Origin of the sequence: Pseudomonas sp. IT-P12 (assembly GCF_949767465.1) — a bacterium.
Classification (GTDB): domain Bacteria; phylum Pseudomonadota; class Gammaproteobacteria; order Pseudomonadales; family Pseudomonadaceae; genus Aquipseudomonas.
The window spans coordinates 29,094-45,359 of the sequence record NZ_CATKPY010000024.1 but is presented as its reverse complement, the minus strand read 5'-3'; the positions used below and the strand labels follow the sequence as shown (position 1 = coordinate 45,359).

Genomic DNA, 16,266 nt, shown 5'->3' with positions numbered 1-16,266 from the left:
CAGGGATCATTGGTGTTCACACAATGTGTGTTTCAACCAAGACTTGTGGGAGCGAGCCTGCTCGCGATAGCGGCCTGACCAGCTAGATTTGTCTCAAGCCGGAACCGCCTTGGCCTTCGGCTCCCGCGCCCACACCCGATGCTGCCCGATGGCGTCGAAGAACGCCTTGTGCAGCTTGGCATCCGCCCCCACGATCAACCCCGCATCCACCTCCAGCTTCAACACATCCAGCAACTGTTTTGCCTCGCCGTGCAGGGCAATCGCTTTCAGGTGTTTGTACGCCTCAAGCACGTAGTGCAACGCCACACCATCGCCGCTCAACGCTTTGATCGACTCCGCGCCACCGGGCACGAACACCGCATCGAACGCGATCGATGGCATCCCTTCCATGGAAGCGTCCACCGGCAAGGCCTTGCCATTCGCCGTCTTGACCGGCGCAGACGTCGGGCCGAGCAGTTTGGCATGCGCGCCTTCGGCTTCCAGTGCCTTCTTCATCGCATCGATCGCTGCGCCATCGACCCCATCGGCCGCCAGGATCGCGACTTTTCGGGTTTTGATATCGCCCGGCAACAGATTGGCCTGGCTCAGGGCCGGTGAGCGTTCCAGGGACGTCTTCGGTACCTCCACCGTCCCGGTTTTCGGTGCCGGCAAACCGAGGTTCTGCGCGACACGTCCGGCCAGCTCCAGGTCGATGTTGGCGAGGATCTCGTTCACTTCCCGCGCCCGGATGAACTCGCGCTCGACCTTGCCCAGCTCAAAGCTGTAAGCGGCAATGATGTGCTCTTTTTCATGGGGGCTCATGCTGTTGAAGAACAACCGCGCCTGGGAGAAGTGATCGCCAAACGACTCGCTGCGCTGACGGATCTTGGCCGCGTCGATGCGCTCAGGGTAGGACTCGAATCCACCGTCCTGGGCGGCAGGCGGGGTTTCTTTCGGCCAGCCGCCGTCGATGGAGTTCGGCTCATAGGACGCGCGACCTTTATCGATGGTGGTGCGGTGCAGTGCGTCACGTTGGCCATTGTGGAACGGTGCCACCGGACGGTTGATCGGAATTTCGTGAAAGTTCGGCCCACCGAGTCGGCTGATTTGCGTATCGGTGTAGGAAAACAGTCGGCCTTGCAGCAACGGGTCATTGGAGAAATCGATTCCGGGAACGATGTGTCCCGGACAGAACGCGACCTGCTCGACTTCGGCGAAGAAGTTGTCCGGGTTGCGGTTGAGCACCATTTTGCCCAGCGGCGTGATCGGAACGGTTTCCTCTGGAATGAGTTTGGTCGGGTCGAGAATGTCGAAATCGAAGGCGTGTTCGTTTTCTTCCTCGATCACTTGTACGCCCAGTTCCCATTCGGGGTAGTCGCCCATTTCGATGGCTTCCCACAGATCGCGCCGATGGTAGTCGGTGTCCTTGCCGGCGAGTTTCTGTGCTTCATCCCATACCAGCGAGCAGGTGCCAGCCGTCGGGCGCCAATGGAACTTGACGAACCTGGATTTGCCCTCGGCATTGATCAGCCGGAAGGTGTGCACGCCAAAGCCCTGCATGCTGCGCAGGCTTTTCGGGATCGCCCGGTCGGACATGGCCCAGATCACCATGTGCGCCGACTCCGGTACCAGCGACACGAAATCCCAGAAGGTGTCATGGGCCGAGCCGCCCGTGGGGATCTCGTTGTGTGGCTCGGGTTTTACCGCGTGGACGAAGTCGGGGAACTTGATCGCGTCCTGGATGAAGAACACCGGCATGTTGTTGCCCACCAGGTCGAAGTTGCCTTCGTCGGTGAAGAACTTCACGGCGAAACCACGTACGTCGCGCACGGTGTCGCCCGACCCGCGAGGGCCTTGCACCGTGGAAAATCGTACGAAGACCGGGGTTTTCTTGCCTGGGTCCTGCAGGAAACCTGCCTTGGTCAACACCGAATGGTTTTCGTAGGACTGGAAAAAACCATGGGCGCCGGTTCCGCGGGCGTGGACAATGCGCTCCGGGATGCGCTCATGGTCAAAGTGCGTGATTTTCTCACGCATGATGAAGTCTTCCAGTAACGACGGCCCGCGGGCGCCGACCTTCAGCGTGTTCTGGTTGTCCGACACCTTGACGCCCTGGTTGGTGCGCAGGGCCTGATCGGTGGCGTCGGAACGGAATGTTTCCAGGCTGTCGAGCTTGGTATTGGTGTTACCTCGGTCCAGGGTGTCGGTCCCGGCCAATGCGCTCTTCGTGGCGCCAGGCTTCTTGATACTCATCAGTCGTAAACTCCTCGTCGGACGTGGGAAAATGCGTCCAGGCACGGCACCTGGCGATCGTCGAGTTGCCTAATGAGTGACTGATGAGGGCTTCCAACCGTTCCTTTTTTATGACTTTCGGTCGCGTTATTGCCAAATCGAAGGTTGATTGCCGAATAAATGCTAATAACCTCTATACGGACAGGCTAAAATGCGCGCCCGGCTAACCGCTGATCTTTTTCCAACGCGCCCCACAAGGTTCGCTACGTGATCGAGTTTCAAAACGTCCATAAAACCTACCGCGTCGCCGGTAAGGATATCCCCGCCCTGCACCCGACCAGTCTGACGATTGAGAACGGTCAGGTCTTCGGCCTGATCGGTCATTCCGGTGCGGGAAAAAGTACCCTGCTGCGTCTGATCAATCGCCTGGAGAACACCACTGGCGGCAAGATCATCGTCGACGGCGAAGAAGTGACGGCGCTCGACGCCAATGGCTTGCGCCGCTTTCGCCAACAGGTCGGGATGATTTTCCAGCACTTCAACCTGCTGGCTTCCAAGACCGTGGCCGACAACGTCGCGCTGCCGCTGACCCTGGCCGGCGAGCTGTCGCGTGGCGAGATCGACCTGCGTGTCGCCGAACTGCTGGCGCGGGTGGGGTTGTCCGACCACGCGAAAAAGTACCCGGCGCAGTTGTCCGGTGGCCAGAAGCAGCGCGTCGGCATTGCCCGCGCCCTGGCGACCAAGCCGAAAATTCTGCTGTGCGATGAGGCGACCAGCGCCCTGGACCCGCAAACCACGGCGTCGGTCCTGCAGTTGCTGGCCGAGATCAACCGTGAGCTGAAGCTGACCATCGTCCTGATTACCCACGAGATGGATGTGATCCGTCGGGTCTGCGACCAGGTGGCGGTGATGGATGCGGGTGTGATCGTCGAGCAAGGCTCCGTGGCCGAGGTGTTCCTGCATCCCAAGCACCCGACCACCAAGCGCTTCGTCCAGGAAAGCGAACAGATCGACGAAAGCGAGCAACGCGATGACTTCGCCCATGTGCCGGGCCGCATCGTGCGCCTGACCTTCCAGGGCGACGCCACCTACGCGCCGTTGCTGGGCACCGTCGCTCGCGACACAGGCGTGGACTACAGCATCCTGGCCGGTCGTATCGACCGCATCAAAGACATCCCCTACGGGCAACTGACCCTGGCGGTCACCGGTGGCGACATGGAGGCGGCGTTTGCCCGTTTCACCGCCGCTGACGTCCACATGGAGGTGCTGCGCTGATGGAAGCCCTGACAAGTTTCTTCGTTAATATCGACTGGTTCGAAATCTGGCTGGCTACCGGCGATACCCTGCTGATGCTCGGCGGTTCGCTGCTGTTCACCGTGCTCCTGGGCCTGCCGTTGGGCGTGTTGCTGTTCCTCTGCAGCCCGCGCCAGTTGCTCGAGGCCAAGGGCATCTACGCGATGTTGTCGTTGATGGTGAACATCCTGCGTTCGCTGCCTTTCATCATTCTGCTGATCGTGATGATTCCGTTCACCGTGCTGATCACCGGCACCTCGTTGGGCGTCGCCGGTGCGATTCCGCCATTGGTGGTGGGGGCCACGCCGTTCTTTGCGCGGCTGGTGGAAACCGCCCTGCGCGAAGTGGATCGCGGCATCATCGAAGCGACCCAGTCCATGGGCGCGACCACTCGCCAGATCATCACCAATGCCTTGCTGCCAGAAGCCCGTCCGGGCATCTTTGCGGCGATTACGGTGACAGCGATTACACTGGTGTCCTACACGGCCATGGCCGGTGTGGTGGGCGCAGGGGGGCTCGGCGACCTGGCGATCCGTTTCGGTTACCAGCGATTCCAGACCGACGTGATGGTGGTCACCGTGGTGTTGCTGCTGGTACTGGTTCAAGTGTTGCAAACGGTTGGCGACAAGCTGGTCGTGCATTTTTCCCGCAAGTAAGCGGGTACTGACAAGGAATTAGCTGAATGAAAAAACTACTCGTCGCGTTCGCTGCCGTTGCAGCCTTTTCCGCCCACGCCGACACCCTGACCGTGGCGGCCACTCCGGTGCCGCACGCAGAAATCCTCGAATTCGTGAAGCCAGTGCTGGCCAAGGAAGGCGTGGACCTGAAGGTCAAGGTCTTCACCGACTACATTCAGCCGAACGTGCAAGTGGCCGAGAAGCGCCTGGACGCCAACTTCTTCCAGCACCAGCCGTACCTCGATGAGTTCAACAAGGCCAAGGGCACGGACCTGGTGTCGGTTGCCGGCGTGCACCTGGAACCCCTGGGTGCCTACTCCAGCAAGTACAAGAAGCTGGAGGAGCTGCCGGGCGGCGCCAACGTGGTGATTCCGAACGACGCCACCAACGGCGGTCGTGCACTGTTGCTGCTGGCCAAGGCGGGCCTGATCAAGCTGAAGGATTCGAACAACATCCTCTCGACGGTCAAGGACATCACCGAGAACACTCGGGACCTGAAATTCCGCGAACTGGAAGCCGCGACCATCCCTCGCGTGCTGACCCAGGTCGACCTCGCTCTGATCAACACCAACTACGCGCTGGAAGCCAAGCTCGATCCGTCCAAAGACGCGCTGGTCATCGAAGGCAGCGACTCGCCTTACGTGAACATCCTGGTGGCCCGTCCGGACGACAAGGACAGCGAAGACATGAAGAAACTGGTTGCCGCGCTGCACAGCCCGGAAGTGAAGGCCTTCATCATCGAGAAGTACAAAGGCGCGGTAGTGCCGGCGTTCTGATTGCGAATGCAATGAAAAAGGGAGGCCAATGGGCCTCCCTTTTTTGTGCCTGAAACTATTTCCGCTTGAGCATGACCGGCAACTGCGCCACCAGCTTCACGTTGTTCAACGGTGCGCGGATGAACCCGCGTTGTTTGCCATCCGGTCCGATCACCGCCAGATTGCCGCTGTGATCCACCGTGTAGTTGGGCTTGCTGGTGTCGGCCGGAATGAACGGGATGCTCACGGCATTGGCCAGTTTCTGGAGGTCGTCCACCGAGGCCGGGGTCAGGCCCCGGAACTGTGGGTCGAAGTAGCCCAGGTACTGTTTGAGTTGCTTGGGCGTGTCGCGGTTCGGATCGACGCTCACCAGGATGATCTGCAGGTTATCCACAGCCTCTTTCGGCAGTTCGCTCTTGATCTGGCGCAATTGGGCGAGGGTGGTCGGGCAGATGTCCGGGCAGAAGGTGTAACCCAGGAACAGCAGCGACCACTTGCCTTCGAGCTCGTTGACCGCCACCGGTTGACCGTCCTGGTCGGTCATCGTCACGTTTGGCAGCGTACGGCTCTGCGGCAACAGAATGATCCCGGCGTCGATCAATACGGTGGGATCACCCTGGCCCTTGCCGGACAGCACTTTGTTGATGGTGAGGCCCAGAACCAGCGCGATCAGGGCGACGAGGATGAAGACGGTTTTCTGAGTTCGAGTCATAGGTTCAACAATAAGTAGTGGTCCACGAGCAACGCGATGAACAGCAGGAACAAGTAGTAGATAGAGTACTTGAAGGTATTGATCGCCGCGTGCGGTCGAGTGCCACGGTACAGCACGACGGCCCATTGCAGAAACCTCGCGCCCAGGCCCAGCGCACAAATCAGGTAGAGCAGACCGCTCATGTGGATCACGTAGGGCATCAGGCTGACCGCCAGCAACGCGAAGGTGTAGAGCAGGATATGAATCTTGGTGTAGTGCTCGCCGTGGGTGACCGGCAACATCGGGATGTCGGCCTTGGCGTATTCTTCCTTGCGGTGAATGGCCAGCGCCCAGAAGTGCGGCGGGGTCCAGGCGAAGATGATCAGCACCAGCAGCAGCGGTTCGGCACTGATGTGACCAGTGGCGGCGGTCCAGCCCAGCAGCGGCGGGGCGGCACCGGCCAGGCCGCCGATGACGATGTTCTGCGGTGTCGCGCGCTTGAGAAAGCCGGTGTAGATCACGGCGTAGCCGAGCAGGGAGGCGAGGGTCAGCCAGGCGGTGAGCGGGTTGGTAAAGGCCAGTAGCAGCGCCTGGCCCAGCAGCGCCAGCACCAGTGCGAAGGTCAGCGCTGCGGTCGGTGAAACCCGGCCTTCGGCCAGGGGGCGTTTGTGGGTGCGGGCCATCACCGCGTCGATCCGCCGGTCCACCACATGGTTGACCGCCGCCGCCCCGCCGGCGCACAGGGCGATCCCCAGGTTGCCAAACACCAGCACCGTCCATGGCACCCCGGCGCGGGTCGCGAGAAACATGCCGACCAGCGATGTGATGAGCATCAGCACCACCACTTTAGGCTTGGTCAGCTCCAGATAATCACGCCAGATCGCCTGGCTGTGCCGTGTACCGGTCAGAGTCGCCATGGCATCTCTCCTTTTATTGTGATGGGCCCGGCCGACTGTTTGCGCGGGCTGAACCGCCAGCGCCCGAGCGACGGCTGCTTGACCCGAACCAGGCTGGTTCGTGCGTGATAGTTGACCAGCACCAGGGTCAGCAACAGCGCTGCGCCGCCGGCGTTGTGGGCGACGGCCACCGGCAATGGCAGGTGAAACAGCACGTTACTGATGCCGAGGGTGATTTGTGCGGCCAGCGCGATCAGCACCAGAGCGGCCAGTCGCGTCATGCCGACGGCTTTCAATTGCCACGCCAGACCCAGCAATACCAGGGTGACCAGCAAGGCGCCGATGCGGTGAGTCAGGTGAATCGCGGTGCGGGCCTCGCTGTCCAGTTGCCCGCCGAGGTAATTGGGGCCGATGTGCTGGGTCAGGTGAAAGCCATTGGCGAAGTCCGCCGGCGGCAACCATTGACCGTGGCAGGTCGGGAAGTCGATGCAGGCCACGGCGGCATAGTTGGAACTGACCCAACCCCCGAGGGCGATTTGCAGGATCACCAGCAATAACCCGGCGGTCGCCCAATACTGCAGGCGCCGGGGCACGGTCAGCGCCGGCAGCACGCCGGACAGGCGCAAGGTCAGCAGGAACAACAGGCTCAATGTCGCGAATCCCCCGAGCAAATGCCCGGTGACCACTTGCGGCCACAGCTTGAGTGTCACCGTCCACATGCCGAAGGCCGCCTGGGCGATGACCACCGCCAGCAGAAACAGCGGCAGCTTCACCGGTTGCCCCGGGTGACGTCGATGCACCCAGGCTCGCCCGGCCAGTACCGAGATCAGCAAGCCCAGCGTGCCGGCGAAGTAGCGGTGGACCATCTCGTTCCAGCCCTTGTGCGCTTCGACGGGCGAGTCGGGAAAATGCAGCTCGGCATGGGCCAGCTGAGCCTCGCTTTTCGGCACGCTGATGAAGCCGTAGCAGCCGGGCCAGTCCGGGCAGCCGAGACCGGCGTGCGTCAGGCGGGTATAGGCGCCGAGCAGCACGACGATCAACGCCAGCAGGGTGGCAAACAGCGCGAGGCGAAATCCAGGTTTGGCCATGACGATGCCCTTTATCCGATGTTCGACAGTTTCAGCAGGTGCCGCAGGTCATTGAGCAGGTCCTTGCCCTTCACCGCCGGGTCGTAGCGCAGCACCAGATTGCCGTGGGGGTCGATGATCCACAGCTGCGGCAGCGTCGACTCGCCGGTCGTCTTGCTGAACGGGGTCAGGTCCATGGAGTAGCGTTGCAGTTGCGGGTACTCGCGGGTCAGCTTGGCGTCGTAGTCGCTGGCCAACGGTTGCGCGGTGGCCAATGCATGGCTGGCGCGCGAGGCATCGCGGCCGAGACCGATCTGCACCTGCCGAGCCAGGTACACCAGTTGCTGGCAGTCCACGGAGCACGCCTTCGGTGCGGTCACCAGGAGCTGCCAGCGATCCTCCTGCGCCTGGACGCCGAGGTCGGCACGCGTCTGGCCGTTGCCAATCAATTCACCGTGGTAGCTGCGGCCCTCGGGCACCCAGAACTGCAATTTGTACATGCCGGTGGCAAGGATCATCGGGCCGATCACCCCCAGCAGGATCAGCAGCAACTGCACGCGCCCCTTGCGCCGGTTTACCGGGGCTTTCGCCTCAGACATGCTGGGTGGATTCATGGCCGCTCCCATGGTGTTTCTCCTTTGCGTTGTGCCAGCCGAGGTAAATGAAGAGGCCGAGCAGGGCGATCGCCATGGCGAACCATTGCACGGCGTAGGCGATGTGTTTTTCCGGGCCCAGGGCGACCACCGGCCAATCGGCCCGGTACGAGGCAGGGCCGCTTTCTTCGCGTAATTCGTAGGCAAAGCCTTCACGATCCAGCGTGGTCCACAGCTTCGCCGGGTCGACGACGGTCACCAGTTCGGGCCAGGTTGTGGCGCTCGGATCGGCCTGTAACTGAAAGGTCGCGCCGGGCGGAACGTAGACCCAGGCATCGAGACTCAGCACCTGGGTCGGCGTGGTGAATTGTGGCGGCGTGCGCCGGTCGGGCCAGGGCAGCCAGCCGCGATTGACCAACAGCCACAGTCCGGTGGTCTGATCCTGAAACGGTTGCAGCAACTCCACGCCGACCTTGCCATCGCGCTGGCGGTTATCCAGCAGCAGGCTGTGGGCGGCATCGAACTGGCCATGCAGGCGCACGCGGCGAAAGGCCGGGTCTTGAGTGTGCTGCAGCTCGGTGCTGGCCATCGGCTCGGCGGCCCGCCGCTCAGCGTAGGTGCTGAGCAGCGCCGTTTTTTCCGCGCCCCGGCCCAGTTGCCAGAAACCCAGCGACACCAACAGGGGCAGCAGGAGCGCAACCACCAATGTCGGCACGACACCCGGTTGGAAGCGTTTCATGGCGCCGCCAGAAGTTCGCTGGTCGCGATAGCTATACTCAACTGCATCGCCTTCCCCCGGAGATTCCCCATGCTCAAGGCAGCTATCGTCCTGATGCTGATTGCCACGGTTGTCAGCCTGTTCAGCGGCCTGTTTTTTCTGGTCAAGGACGACAGCAGCTCGAACCGCCTCGTCATCGCCTTGAGTGTTCGTGTGGCCCTGGCCGCCATTACCGTCGGCTTGATCGCCTGGGGTTTTTTCAGCGGCCAGTTGGTGTCGCACGTGTCCTGGTAAGGCGGTTCACAACACGTAGACGAAAACGAACAAGCCAATCCACACCACGTCCACGAAGTGCCAATACCAGCTGGCCGCCTCGAAACCGAACTGATGGTCGTTGTCGAAATGCCCGCGCATGATCCGCATCAGCATCACAAACAGAATGATGGTGCCGATGGTCACGTGTGCGCCGTGGAAACCGGTGAGCATGAAGAACGTCGCACCGTAGATGCCCGAGCCCAGGGTCAGGCCCAGTTCGTGGTAGGCGTGCAGGTATTCTTCCGCCTGGAAGCCAAGGAACGCACAGCCCAGCAGCACGGTGATCGCCAGCCACAGTTTCAGCGCGCCGCGATGGCCCTTTTTCAGCGCGTGGTGGGCGATGGTCACGGTGACGCTGGAGCTGACCAGCAGCACCGTGTTGAGCAGCGGCAGACCCCACGGGCTGATGACGTCCTTGGGCGGCGGGAAGAGTTTGGAGTCGGGGTTGTTCAGCAATGGCCAGGTGAACTCGAAGCCGGGCCACAACATATGGGCAAGGCCCTTGCTGCCTTCACCGCCCAGGGCGGGACCTGACACATGGCGCACGTAGAACAGCGCACCGAAGAACGCGATGAAGAACATCACTTCGGAGAAAATGAACCAGCTCATTCCCCAGCGGAACGAACGATCCATCTGCGCACTGTACAGCCCGGCGCGACCCTCCTTGACCACTGTTCCGAACCAGCCGAACAGCATGTAGGCCAGCAACAGGCCGCCGACGAAAAAGATCAGCGGGCCGTGGGATTCCGGGCGCGCGGCTTTCAGATCGTTGAACCAGGTCGCCAGGCCATACACGGTGACGAACATGCCGACCGTGGCAATGATCGGCCACTTGCTCTGGGCCGGTACGTAATAGTGCTCATGAGTTGCCATTTATTGTTCTCCTTATCGGGCACGCTCAACCGCCAGTATTTGCAGCCACCGGTGGATGTCGGGCGGTGATATCGAACAGCGTGTAGGACAGCGTCAGGTGCTTCACATCCTTGGGCATGTCACGGTCAACGATGAAACGTACCGGCATCTCGATCCGTTGACCGGGCTGCAGCACTTGCTGGGTAAAGCAGAAACATTCGGTCTTGTGGAAGTACGCCGCCGCGGCGCTGGGGGCAATGCTTGGCACGGCCTGGGCACTCATCGGGCGGTCGGTGGGGTTGTGCGCGATAAAGACCATCTCGTTCACCGCCCCGGGGTTGGTCGTCAGCTCATCCTTCGTGGGAAAGAAATCCCAGGGCATGTCTGCTGAGTTGGTCGACAGAAACTGCACGCGCACCTGCCGCGAGGCGTCGACGATCTGCTCACCCTCATATTGCCCGGCGGTCTTGCCATTGATGCCGAACACCTTGCACATCACGTCGTAGATCGGCACCAGGGCAAACCCGAACACAAACATCGCCACCACCACCAGCAACAGGCGCGTGACCAGCTTTTTCATCGAAATCGAGTCAGCCATGGTCCTTTCCTGTGCGAGCGAGCCTGCTCGCGATGGACGTGAACGAAAACGCGCCCGGCCTGGATGAATGCACCGCGGCGGCATTCATCGCGAGCAGGCTCGATCCCACGAAAGACAGCGTGTTCATTTCACTTCCGGTGGCGTGGTGAAGGTGTGATACGGCGCCGGAGACGGGATGTTCCACTCCAGGCCTTCTGCGCCATCCCAGGGTTTGGCCGGTGCTGGCGGGCCGCCGCGAATGGTCTTGATCACGATGAACAGGAAGAACAGCTGCGTGGTGCCGAACAGGAATGCACCGATCGACGACACCATGTTGAAGTCGGCGAATTGCAGGTTGTAGTCCGGAATCCGCCGTGGCATGCCGGCGAGGCCCACGAAGTGCATCGGGAAGAACGCCATGTTCATGCCGATGAACGAGAGCCAGAAGTGCAGCTTGCCGAGGGTTTCGTCGTACATGTGACCGGTCCACTTCGGTAGCCAGTAGTAGGCGGAAGCGAAGATCCCGAAGATCGCTCCCGGCACCAGCACATAGTGGAAGTGCGCGACCACGAAGTAGGTGTCCTGGTATTGGAAGTCGGCGGGTGCGATCGCCAGCATCAGCCCGGAGAAGCCGCCGATGGAGAACAGGATCACGAACGCCACCGCGAACAGCATCGGTGTCTCGAAGGTCAGCGAGCCCTGCCACATGGTGCTGGCCCAATTGAACACCTTCACCCCGGTCGGCACGGCGATCAGCAATGTGGCGTACATGAAGAACAGTTCGCCCACCAGCGGAATGCCCACCACGAACATGTGGTGCGCCCAGACGATGAACGACAGGAACGCGATGCTCGCCGTTGCATAGACCATCGAGGTGTAGCCGAACAGCGGCTTGCGCGAAAAGGTCGGAATGATCGAGCTGACGGCACCGAAGGCCGGCAGAATCATGATGTACACCTCGGGGTGCCCGAAGAACCAGAACACATGCTGGAACAGCACCGGATCACCGCCACCGGCGGCACTGAAGAAACTGGTGCCGAAGTGGATGTCCATCAGCATCATCGTGACGCACCCGGCCAGTACCGGCATCACGGCAATCAGCAGGAACGCGGTGATCAGCCAGGTCCAGACGAACAGTGGCATTTTCATCAGGGTCATGCCGGGGGCGCGCAGGTTGAGGATGGTGGCGATCACGTTGATCGCGCCCATGATCGAGCTGATCCCCATCAGGTGGATGGCGAAGATGAAGAAGGTCACGCTTTCGGGTGCGTAGGTCGTCGACAGCGGTGCGTAGAAGGTCCAGCCGAAGTTCGGCCCGCCACCGGGCATGAACAGCGTCGAGACCAACATCAGGAACGCCGCGGGCAGCAGCCAGAAACTGAAGTTGTTCATCCGCGGCAGGGCCATGTCCGGCGCGCCGATCATCAGCGGCACCATCCAGTTGGCGAGGCCGACAAAGGCCGGCATCACCGCGCCGAAGACCATCACCAGGCCGTGCATGGTGGTCATCTGGTTGAAGAATTCCGGCTGGACGATCTGCAGTCCCGGCTGGAACAGTTCGGCGCGAATCACCATGGCGAACGAACCGCCGAGCAGGAACATGGAAAAGGCGAACCACAGGTACAGGGTGCCGATGTCCTTGTGGTTGGTGGTCAGTACCCAGCGCATCAGGCCTTTGGCGGGACCGTGGGCGTGGTCGGCATGACCATGGTCATCGATGACGGCGCTCATGGCTTGTCTCCTGCAAACGGTTGGGCTGGGCGGGCCGGGGCGCGTCGCCCCGACCGGTTGCTTACATGCGCAATAGACCGGGTCATTTGCTTTCCGCCTGTTTCAGCTCCAGTACTTCTTTGGGAGTGACCATGTCGCCCTTGTTGTTGCCCCAGGCGTTACGTTCGTAGGTCACGACCGCCGCGATATCGACTTCCGACAGCTGCTTGCCGAACGCCGCCATCGCGGTGCCGGGCTTGCCGTGGTAGACGATGCTCAGGTGGGCGTCTTTCGGCCCGGTAGCGATTTTCGAGCCCTTGAGTGCCGGGAACATCGGCGGCAGGCCCTGGCCTTCGGCCTGGTGACAGGCCACGCAGGTGGTGTGGTAAACCTTGTCGCCGCGCTCCTTGAGCTCGTCGAGTGTCCATTCCTTGCTGGTCAGCTCCTTGAGTTGCGCCGCTTCGGCCTTGCGCTCGCCCAGCCATTTTTCGTAATCGGCCTTTTCCTTGACCTCGACCACGATCGGCATGAAGCCATGGTCCTTGCCGCACAGTTCGGCGCACTGCCCACGGTAGATGCCCGGCTTGTCGATGCGGGTCCAGGCTTCGTTGACGAAGCCCGGGATGGCATCGCGCTTGACGGCGAAGGCGGGCACCCACCAGGAGTGGATGACGTCGGCGGAGGTCACGAGGAAGCGCACCTTGGCGCCAATCGGCAGCACCAGCGGCTTGTCGACTTCCAGCAGGTAATGTTCGCCCTTGGCTTGCCTGTTGTGGATCTGCTCGGCGGGCGTGGCCAGGTTGCTGAAGAACTCGACGTCCTGGCCCAGGTATTTGTAGTGCCACTTCCATTGATAGCCGGTGACCTGGATATCGATATCCGGCTCACTGGCGTCGTACATCTTGATCAGGGTCGCCGTCGCGGGAACGGCCATTGCCACCAGGATCAGGAAGGGCACGATGGTCCAGAGGATTTCGACGGTGGTGCTTTCATGAAATTTTGCGGCCACCTGCCCGGTCGAGCGGCGGTGCAGGATCATCGACCAGAACATGGCGCCGAAGACGATGATGCCGATCACTACACAGATCCAGAAAATGGTCATGTGCAGGTCAAACACTGCGTGACTGATTTCAGTCGCTCCCGGCGCCATATTCACAGTCCAGGCGGCGTGCGCCGGGCTGAAAATCGACCACAACAGGAGGCCCATCCAGACATGTGGATGTCGCATCATTGCGGGTTCCCCTTATCGTTCTTGTTATCCCGCCGGCTTTCACCTGCGGCAAGGGAGCGGCTGCATCAGACTACGAACTTGAATCGCCGGGCCTTGCTGCGTGTGCAGTCGGGCGTCATCAGCTAACTCCATTCCAACCCGAGTATAGACAGCGACTGCCACCTCGCAACGTGAGGGCGTAAATGATCTGAAACAGCCGGGACTTGCGTTCAAGGTCCCGAATGGAGAAGGATGCGGACGAGTGGTGGCAAATGGTTATAACTTTGCCGTCTCAACGATGAAACAATTATGACAAATGCGTCTTAAACGTTTTGGTGAGCCAGCTAAGTTATGTCTTCCCTATTTCATTGCCTTTGTTTCCTGGAGTTTTCATGAACACCGCCGCATTACGCGAGCAGATCCAAAAAGCCCAACAACACGAAGCCGCTACAGGCCTGCTGACCCGTCAGCTTGAAAGCAAACTGCCGCAACTGCATCCGACGATCCAATTGCCGGAGGTCGATGCCCATGGCGTGCTGACGCGTTTTGTCGCCGCCTATATCGACGAGGTGCCCGATCTGCTGGACGCAGCCAATGAAGTCGCCAGGGAGGCGGGTATCGAGTCGCAGATCAAGCCGGTGCTGAAAATTGCCGAACAGTACTTCCTTCAGCCGCCGCAGATCATGGCGGGGCACGTCGGCCTGGACAGCCTGCTGGATGAAGCCTATCTGGCGCACCGGTTTGTCGAGGAGGTCAACGATCTGTACATCAAGCATTTTGGCCAGCCACTGATCCCCCTGGACATGACTGTCGCCAACCTGATTGCCCATCAATTGATCGGTGAGGCCTTCGCCAACCAGCTGGATGAAGTGGTGCACCACGCCGTGGACAACATGCTCGACGACGACAGCTTCGCCCTGGAGTCGGTGGAAGCCTACCGTGAAAAACTCAGCAGCCCGGATACAGGGGCTGCCTGGAAGCGCTGGCCGTGCATGTCCCGGCGCCTGGGCGTGGGCCTGGAACTGGATCAAACCGTGGCGTAATTCCCTCCACGAACCTGTGGGAGCGAGCCTGCTCGCGAAGGCGGTGTGTCGACCAACATCAATGTTGAATGACTGTCCGCCTTCGCAAGCAGACTCGCTCCCACAGTGCTGTCTAGGCGGCGGAACCGATGCCGGTGTTGGTTCTCAACCGTCCTTCAAGCCTGCGCTTCAACCCCCGCGACTCGATCAACAACCTCGACCCCTTGGCCGCGTTGGCTCGCCCCCATTCCTCAAGCAGTTCCAGGCACGCGTGATCGATGTAGCTCAGGTTATTGAGCGGCACATGCACGGTCGAGCCCGCCGGAATGGTCCCCAGTACCTGCGTCAGCGCGGGCACCTTGAGGAAGGTCGCCGCGCCGATCAGGCGCAGTTCCATTTCACTTTCACCGGGCAGGTCGATCAGGCTGATCTTCAACCGCGAAGCCTTCAGCGCCAGTTTCACCAGGGTCAGGCCAAAGCCGATCAGTACGCCGGTCAGCAAGTCGGTGAAGATGATTGCCAGTGCGGTAGCGGCATAGGTGAACATCGGCATCCGACCATAACGGCCCAGGCCACGGAATACCTTGAGGTCCACCAGCTTGAAACCGGTGTACACCAGCACGCCTGCCAGGCTCGCCACCGGAATGCTCTGCAACAGGCTCGACAGCAGCAACACGAACGCCAGCAGCCACAAGCCGTGGAAGATCGTCGACAGGCGCGTTGACGCACCGGCCTGAACGTTGGCCGAACTGCGTACGATCACGCCGGTCATCGGCAGCGCGCCGAGCAGGCCGCAGAGCATATTGCCCACACCCTGGGCCGAGAGTTCCCGGTCGAAGTCCGAGCGCTGGCCGCTGTGCATGCGGTCCACCGCAGCCGCCGACAGCAGGGTTTCGGCGCTGGCGATGAAGGCGACGGCGAGGGCCGCGATCAACAGTGTCGGGTCGGCGAGGTTGAGCAAGTCCGCCGGTTTCAGCCAGTCGATGGCCTGCGCAAGGTTGGCCGGGACCTCCACCCGCTTGACCGGCAGGGCGAGTATCAGGCTGACGGTCGTGGCCAACCCGACGCCGAGCAAGGCGCCGGGAATGAAGCGCAGGGCATGCGGGCGCCATTTCTCCCACAGCCACATCACCGCGATCGTCGACAGCCCGAGCAGGCCGGCCTGCCAGCCCACGGACGGCAGCGCCTGAACCAGCGCCGCCGGGAACGCCGCCAGGTTATCCAGCCCTGAAGCCTTGGGCGCCGCGTCGAGCATCACATGCACCTGCGACAGCACAATCAGCACGCCAATCCCGGCGAGCATGCCGTACACCACGGCTGGCGCCGTGACCCGGAACCAGCAGCCCAGCTTCAGGCGCCCGGCAACCAGTTGCAGAAAGCCCGCCAGTAACAGGATCGGACCGAGCATGGCGATGCCGTGCTGGCGTACCAGTTCGAACACCAGAACCGCCAGGCCCGCGGCCGGGCCACTCACTTGCAGGGGCGAGCCGGCGAGCCAACCCACGACCAGCCCGCCAATGATGCCGGTGATCAGGCCTTTGGCCGGTGGCAGCCCCGAGGCGATGGCGATGCCCATGCACAGGGGCAGGGCCACAAGGAACACAACCACGGACGCCAACAGCTCCCGTGGCAGAACAGCTTTGAGTTGCGCTGCACGCATGGTGGTTCTCCCGAAGTTT

At 61.4% G+C, this 16,266-nt stretch carries 16 protein-coding genes; 5 read left to right on the top strand and 11 right to left on the bottom strand.

Going from position 1 to position 16,266, the window contains the following annotated elements; genetic code table 11:
• Positions 1-93: 93 nt before the first annotated feature.
• The gene (gene katE, locus ACM6IM_RS21110) at positions 94-2,232 is read right to left on the bottom strand and encodes a catalase HPII (RefSeq protein ID WP_414866219.1); all 2,139 of its coding nucleotides are present in this window, start codon (positions 2,230-2,232) and stop codon (positions 94-96) included.
• Between the two features lie 246 nt (positions 2,233-2,478).
• On the opposite strand from katE, the gene ACM6IM_RS21105 reads away from it, so the two are divergent.
• Genes ACM6IM_RS21105 through ACM6IM_RS21095 form a run of 3 tightly spaced genes read left to right on the top strand, consistent with a single transcriptional unit; the run spans position 2,479 to position 4,957 of the window.
• Complete coding sequence (locus tag ACM6IM_RS21105) at positions 2,479-3,486, top strand: methionine ABC transporter ATP-binding protein (RefSeq protein WP_414866218.1); 1,008 nt, start codon at positions 2,479-2,481, stop codon at positions 3,484-3,486.
• A complete protein-coding gene (locus ACM6IM_RS21100; protein ID WP_192307316.1) occupies positions 3,486-4,160 on the top strand; it encodes a methionine ABC transporter permease in 675 nt (224 codons plus the stop codon). The genes ACM6IM_RS21105 and ACM6IM_RS21100 overlap by 1 nt, the downstream gene beginning before the upstream one ends.
• A gap of 26 nt (positions 4,161-4,186) precedes the next feature.
• A complete protein-coding gene (locus ACM6IM_RS21095; protein WP_192307317.1) occupies positions 4,187-4,957 on the top strand; it encodes a MetQ/NlpA family ABC transporter substrate-binding protein in 771 nt (256 codons plus the stop codon).
• Positions 4,958-5,012: 55 nt separating this feature from the next.
• Here the strand turns inward: ACM6IM_RS21095 and ACM6IM_RS21090 are convergent, their stop codons facing one another.
• Genes ACM6IM_RS21090 through ACM6IM_RS21070 form a run of 5 tightly spaced genes read right to left on the bottom strand, consistent with a single transcriptional unit; the run spans position 5,013 to position 8,922 of the window.
• Positions 5,013-5,648: an SCO family protein gene (locus tag ACM6IM_RS21090; RefSeq protein ID WP_414866217.1), complete on the bottom strand. Its 636-nt coding sequence runs from the start codon at positions 5,646-5,648 to the stop codon at positions 5,013-5,015.
• Positions 5,645-6,544, bottom strand: coding sequence for a heme o synthase (gene cyoE / locus ACM6IM_RS21085; RefSeq protein WP_192307319.1), 900 nt, complete (start codon positions 6,542-6,544; stop codon positions 5,645-5,647). The genes ACM6IM_RS21090 and cyoE overlap by 4 nt, the downstream gene beginning before the upstream one ends.
• Positions 6,532-7,611 carry a COX15/CtaA family protein gene (locus ACM6IM_RS21080; protein ID WP_414866216.1) on the bottom strand — a complete coding sequence of 360 codons (1,080 nt, stop codon included), beginning with the start codon at positions 7,609-7,611 and terminating at the stop codon, positions 6,532-6,534. Before ACM6IM_RS21080 ends, cyoE begins: the two co-directional genes overlap by 13 nt.
• Positions 7,612-7,622: 11 nt before the next feature.
• Positions 7,623-8,216, bottom strand: coding sequence for a hypothetical protein (locus ACM6IM_RS21075; protein WP_414866215.1), 594 nt, complete (start codon positions 8,214-8,216; stop codon positions 7,623-7,625).
• Positions 8,182-8,922: an SURF1 family protein gene (locus tag ACM6IM_RS21070; protein WP_414866214.1), complete on the bottom strand. Its 741-nt coding sequence runs from the start codon at positions 8,920-8,922 to the stop codon at positions 8,182-8,184. Before ACM6IM_RS21070 ends, ACM6IM_RS21075 begins: the two co-directional genes overlap by 35 nt.
• A 69-nt stretch (positions 8,923-8,991) precedes the next feature.
• On the opposite strand from ACM6IM_RS21070, the gene ACM6IM_RS21065 reads away from it, so the two are divergent.
• Complete coding sequence (locus ACM6IM_RS21065; RefSeq protein WP_150765453.1) at positions 8,992-9,195, top strand: twin transmembrane helix small protein; 204 nt, start codon at positions 8,992-8,994, stop codon at positions 9,193-9,195.
• Between the two features lie 6 nt (positions 9,196-9,201).
• On the opposite strand, the gene ACM6IM_RS21060 is transcribed toward ACM6IM_RS21065, so the two are convergent.
• The 4 genes from ACM6IM_RS21060 to coxB form a co-directional block, all read right to left on the bottom strand.
• Positions 9,202-10,089, bottom strand: coding sequence for a cytochrome c oxidase subunit 3 (locus tag ACM6IM_RS21060; protein ID WP_414866213.1), 888 nt, complete (start codon positions 10,087-10,089; stop codon positions 9,202-9,204).
• Positions 10,090-10,114: 25 nt separating this feature from the next.
• Positions 10,115-10,666 carry a cytochrome c oxidase assembly protein gene (locus tag ACM6IM_RS21055; protein WP_192307324.1) on the bottom strand — a complete coding sequence of 184 codons (552 nt, stop codon included), beginning with the start codon at positions 10,664-10,666 and terminating at the stop codon, positions 10,115-10,117.
• 123 nt (positions 10,667-10,789) lie between these two features.
• On the bottom strand, positions 10,790-12,376 hold the full coding sequence (ctaD, locus tag ACM6IM_RS21050) for a cytochrome c oxidase subunit I (protein WP_201191185.1): 1,587 nt from the start codon (positions 12,374-12,376) through the stop codon (positions 10,790-10,792).
• A gap of 82 nt (positions 12,377-12,458) precedes the next feature.
• Entirely contained in the window at positions 12,459-13,586 is a 1,128-nt protein-coding gene (gene coxB, locus ACM6IM_RS21045; protein ID WP_192307326.1) for a cytochrome c oxidase subunit II, read from the bottom strand.
• A 371-nt stretch (positions 13,587-13,957) separates the two neighbouring features.
• Here coxB and ACM6IM_RS21040 point away from each other — a divergent pair, with 371 nt between their 5' ends.
• Positions 13,958-14,608, top strand: a complete 651-nt coding sequence (locus ACM6IM_RS21040) for a hypothetical protein (protein WP_192307327.1) — start codon at positions 13,958-13,960, stop codon at positions 14,606-14,608.
• Positions 14,609-14,720: 112 nt separating this feature from the next.
• Here the strand turns inward: ACM6IM_RS21040 and ACM6IM_RS21035 are convergent, their stop codons facing one another.
• Positions 14,721-16,247 (bottom strand): SulP family inorganic anion transporter, encoded by a 1,527-nt coding sequence (locus ACM6IM_RS21035; RefSeq protein WP_414866212.1) that lies wholly within the window; start codon positions 16,245-16,247, stop codon positions 14,721-14,723.
• Between the last annotated feature and the right edge of the window lie 19 nt (positions 16,248-16,266).

What these genes read in the sequence shown, in the direction of transcription:
- katE (WP_414866219.1), bottom strand. Translation starts at nt 2,232, where the DNA reads ATGAGTATCAAGAAGCCTGGCGCCACGAAGAGCGCATTGGCCGGGACC.
- ACM6IM_RS21100 (WP_192307316.1), top strand. Translation starts at nt 3,486, where the DNA reads ATGGAAGCCCTGACAAGTTTCTTCGTTAATATCGACTGGTTCGAAATC.
- ACM6IM_RS21095 (WP_192307317.1), top strand. Translation starts at nt 4,187, where the DNA reads ATGAAAAAACTACTCGTCGCGTTCGCTGCCGTTGCAGCCTTTTCCGCC.
- ACM6IM_RS21090 (WP_414866217.1), bottom strand. Translation starts at nt 5,648, where the DNA reads ATGACTCGAACTCAGAAAACCGTCTTCATCCTCGTCGCCCTGATCGCG.
- cyoE (WP_192307319.1), bottom strand. Translation starts at nt 6,544, where the DNA reads ATGGCGACTCTGACCGGTACACGGCACAGCCAGGCGATCTGGCGTGAT.
- ACM6IM_RS21080 (WP_414866216.1), bottom strand. Translation starts at nt 7,611, where the DNA reads ATGGCCAAACCTGGATTTCGCCTCGCGCTGTTTGCCACCCTGCTGGCG.
- ACM6IM_RS21075 (WP_414866215.1), bottom strand. Translation starts at nt 8,216, where the DNA reads ATGGGAGCGGCCATGAATCCACCCAGCATGTCTGAGGCGAAAGCCCCG.
- ACM6IM_RS21070 (WP_414866214.1), bottom strand. Translation starts at nt 8,922, where the DNA reads ATGAAACGCTTCCAACCGGGTGTCGTGCCGACATTGGTGGTTGCGCTC.
- ACM6IM_RS21065 (WP_150765453.1), top strand. Translation starts at nt 8,992, where the DNA reads ATGCTCAAGGCAGCTATCGTCCTGATGCTGATTGCCACGGTTGTCAGC.
- ACM6IM_RS21060 (WP_414866213.1), bottom strand. Translation starts at nt 10,089, where the DNA reads ATGGCAACTCATGAGCACTATTACGTACCGGCCCAGAGCAAGTGGCCG.
- ACM6IM_RS21055 (WP_192307324.1), bottom strand. Translation starts at nt 10,666, where the DNA reads ATGGCTGACTCGATTTCGATGAAAAAGCTGGTCACGCGCCTGTTGCTG.
- ctaD (WP_201191185.1), bottom strand. Translation starts at nt 12,376, where the DNA reads ATGAGCGCCGTCATCGATGACCATGGTCATGCCGACCACGCCCACGGT.
- coxB (WP_192307326.1), bottom strand. Translation starts at nt 13,586, where the DNA reads ATGATGCGACATCCACATGTCTGGATGGGCCTCCTGTTGTGGTCGATT.
- ACM6IM_RS21040 (WP_192307327.1), top strand. Translation starts at nt 13,958, where the DNA reads ATGAACACCGCCGCATTACGCGAGCAGATCCAAAAAGCCCAACAACAC.
- ACM6IM_RS21035 (WP_414866212.1), bottom strand. Translation starts at nt 16,247, where the DNA reads ATGCGTGCAGCGCAACTCAAAGCTGTTCTGCCACGGGAGCTGTTGGCG.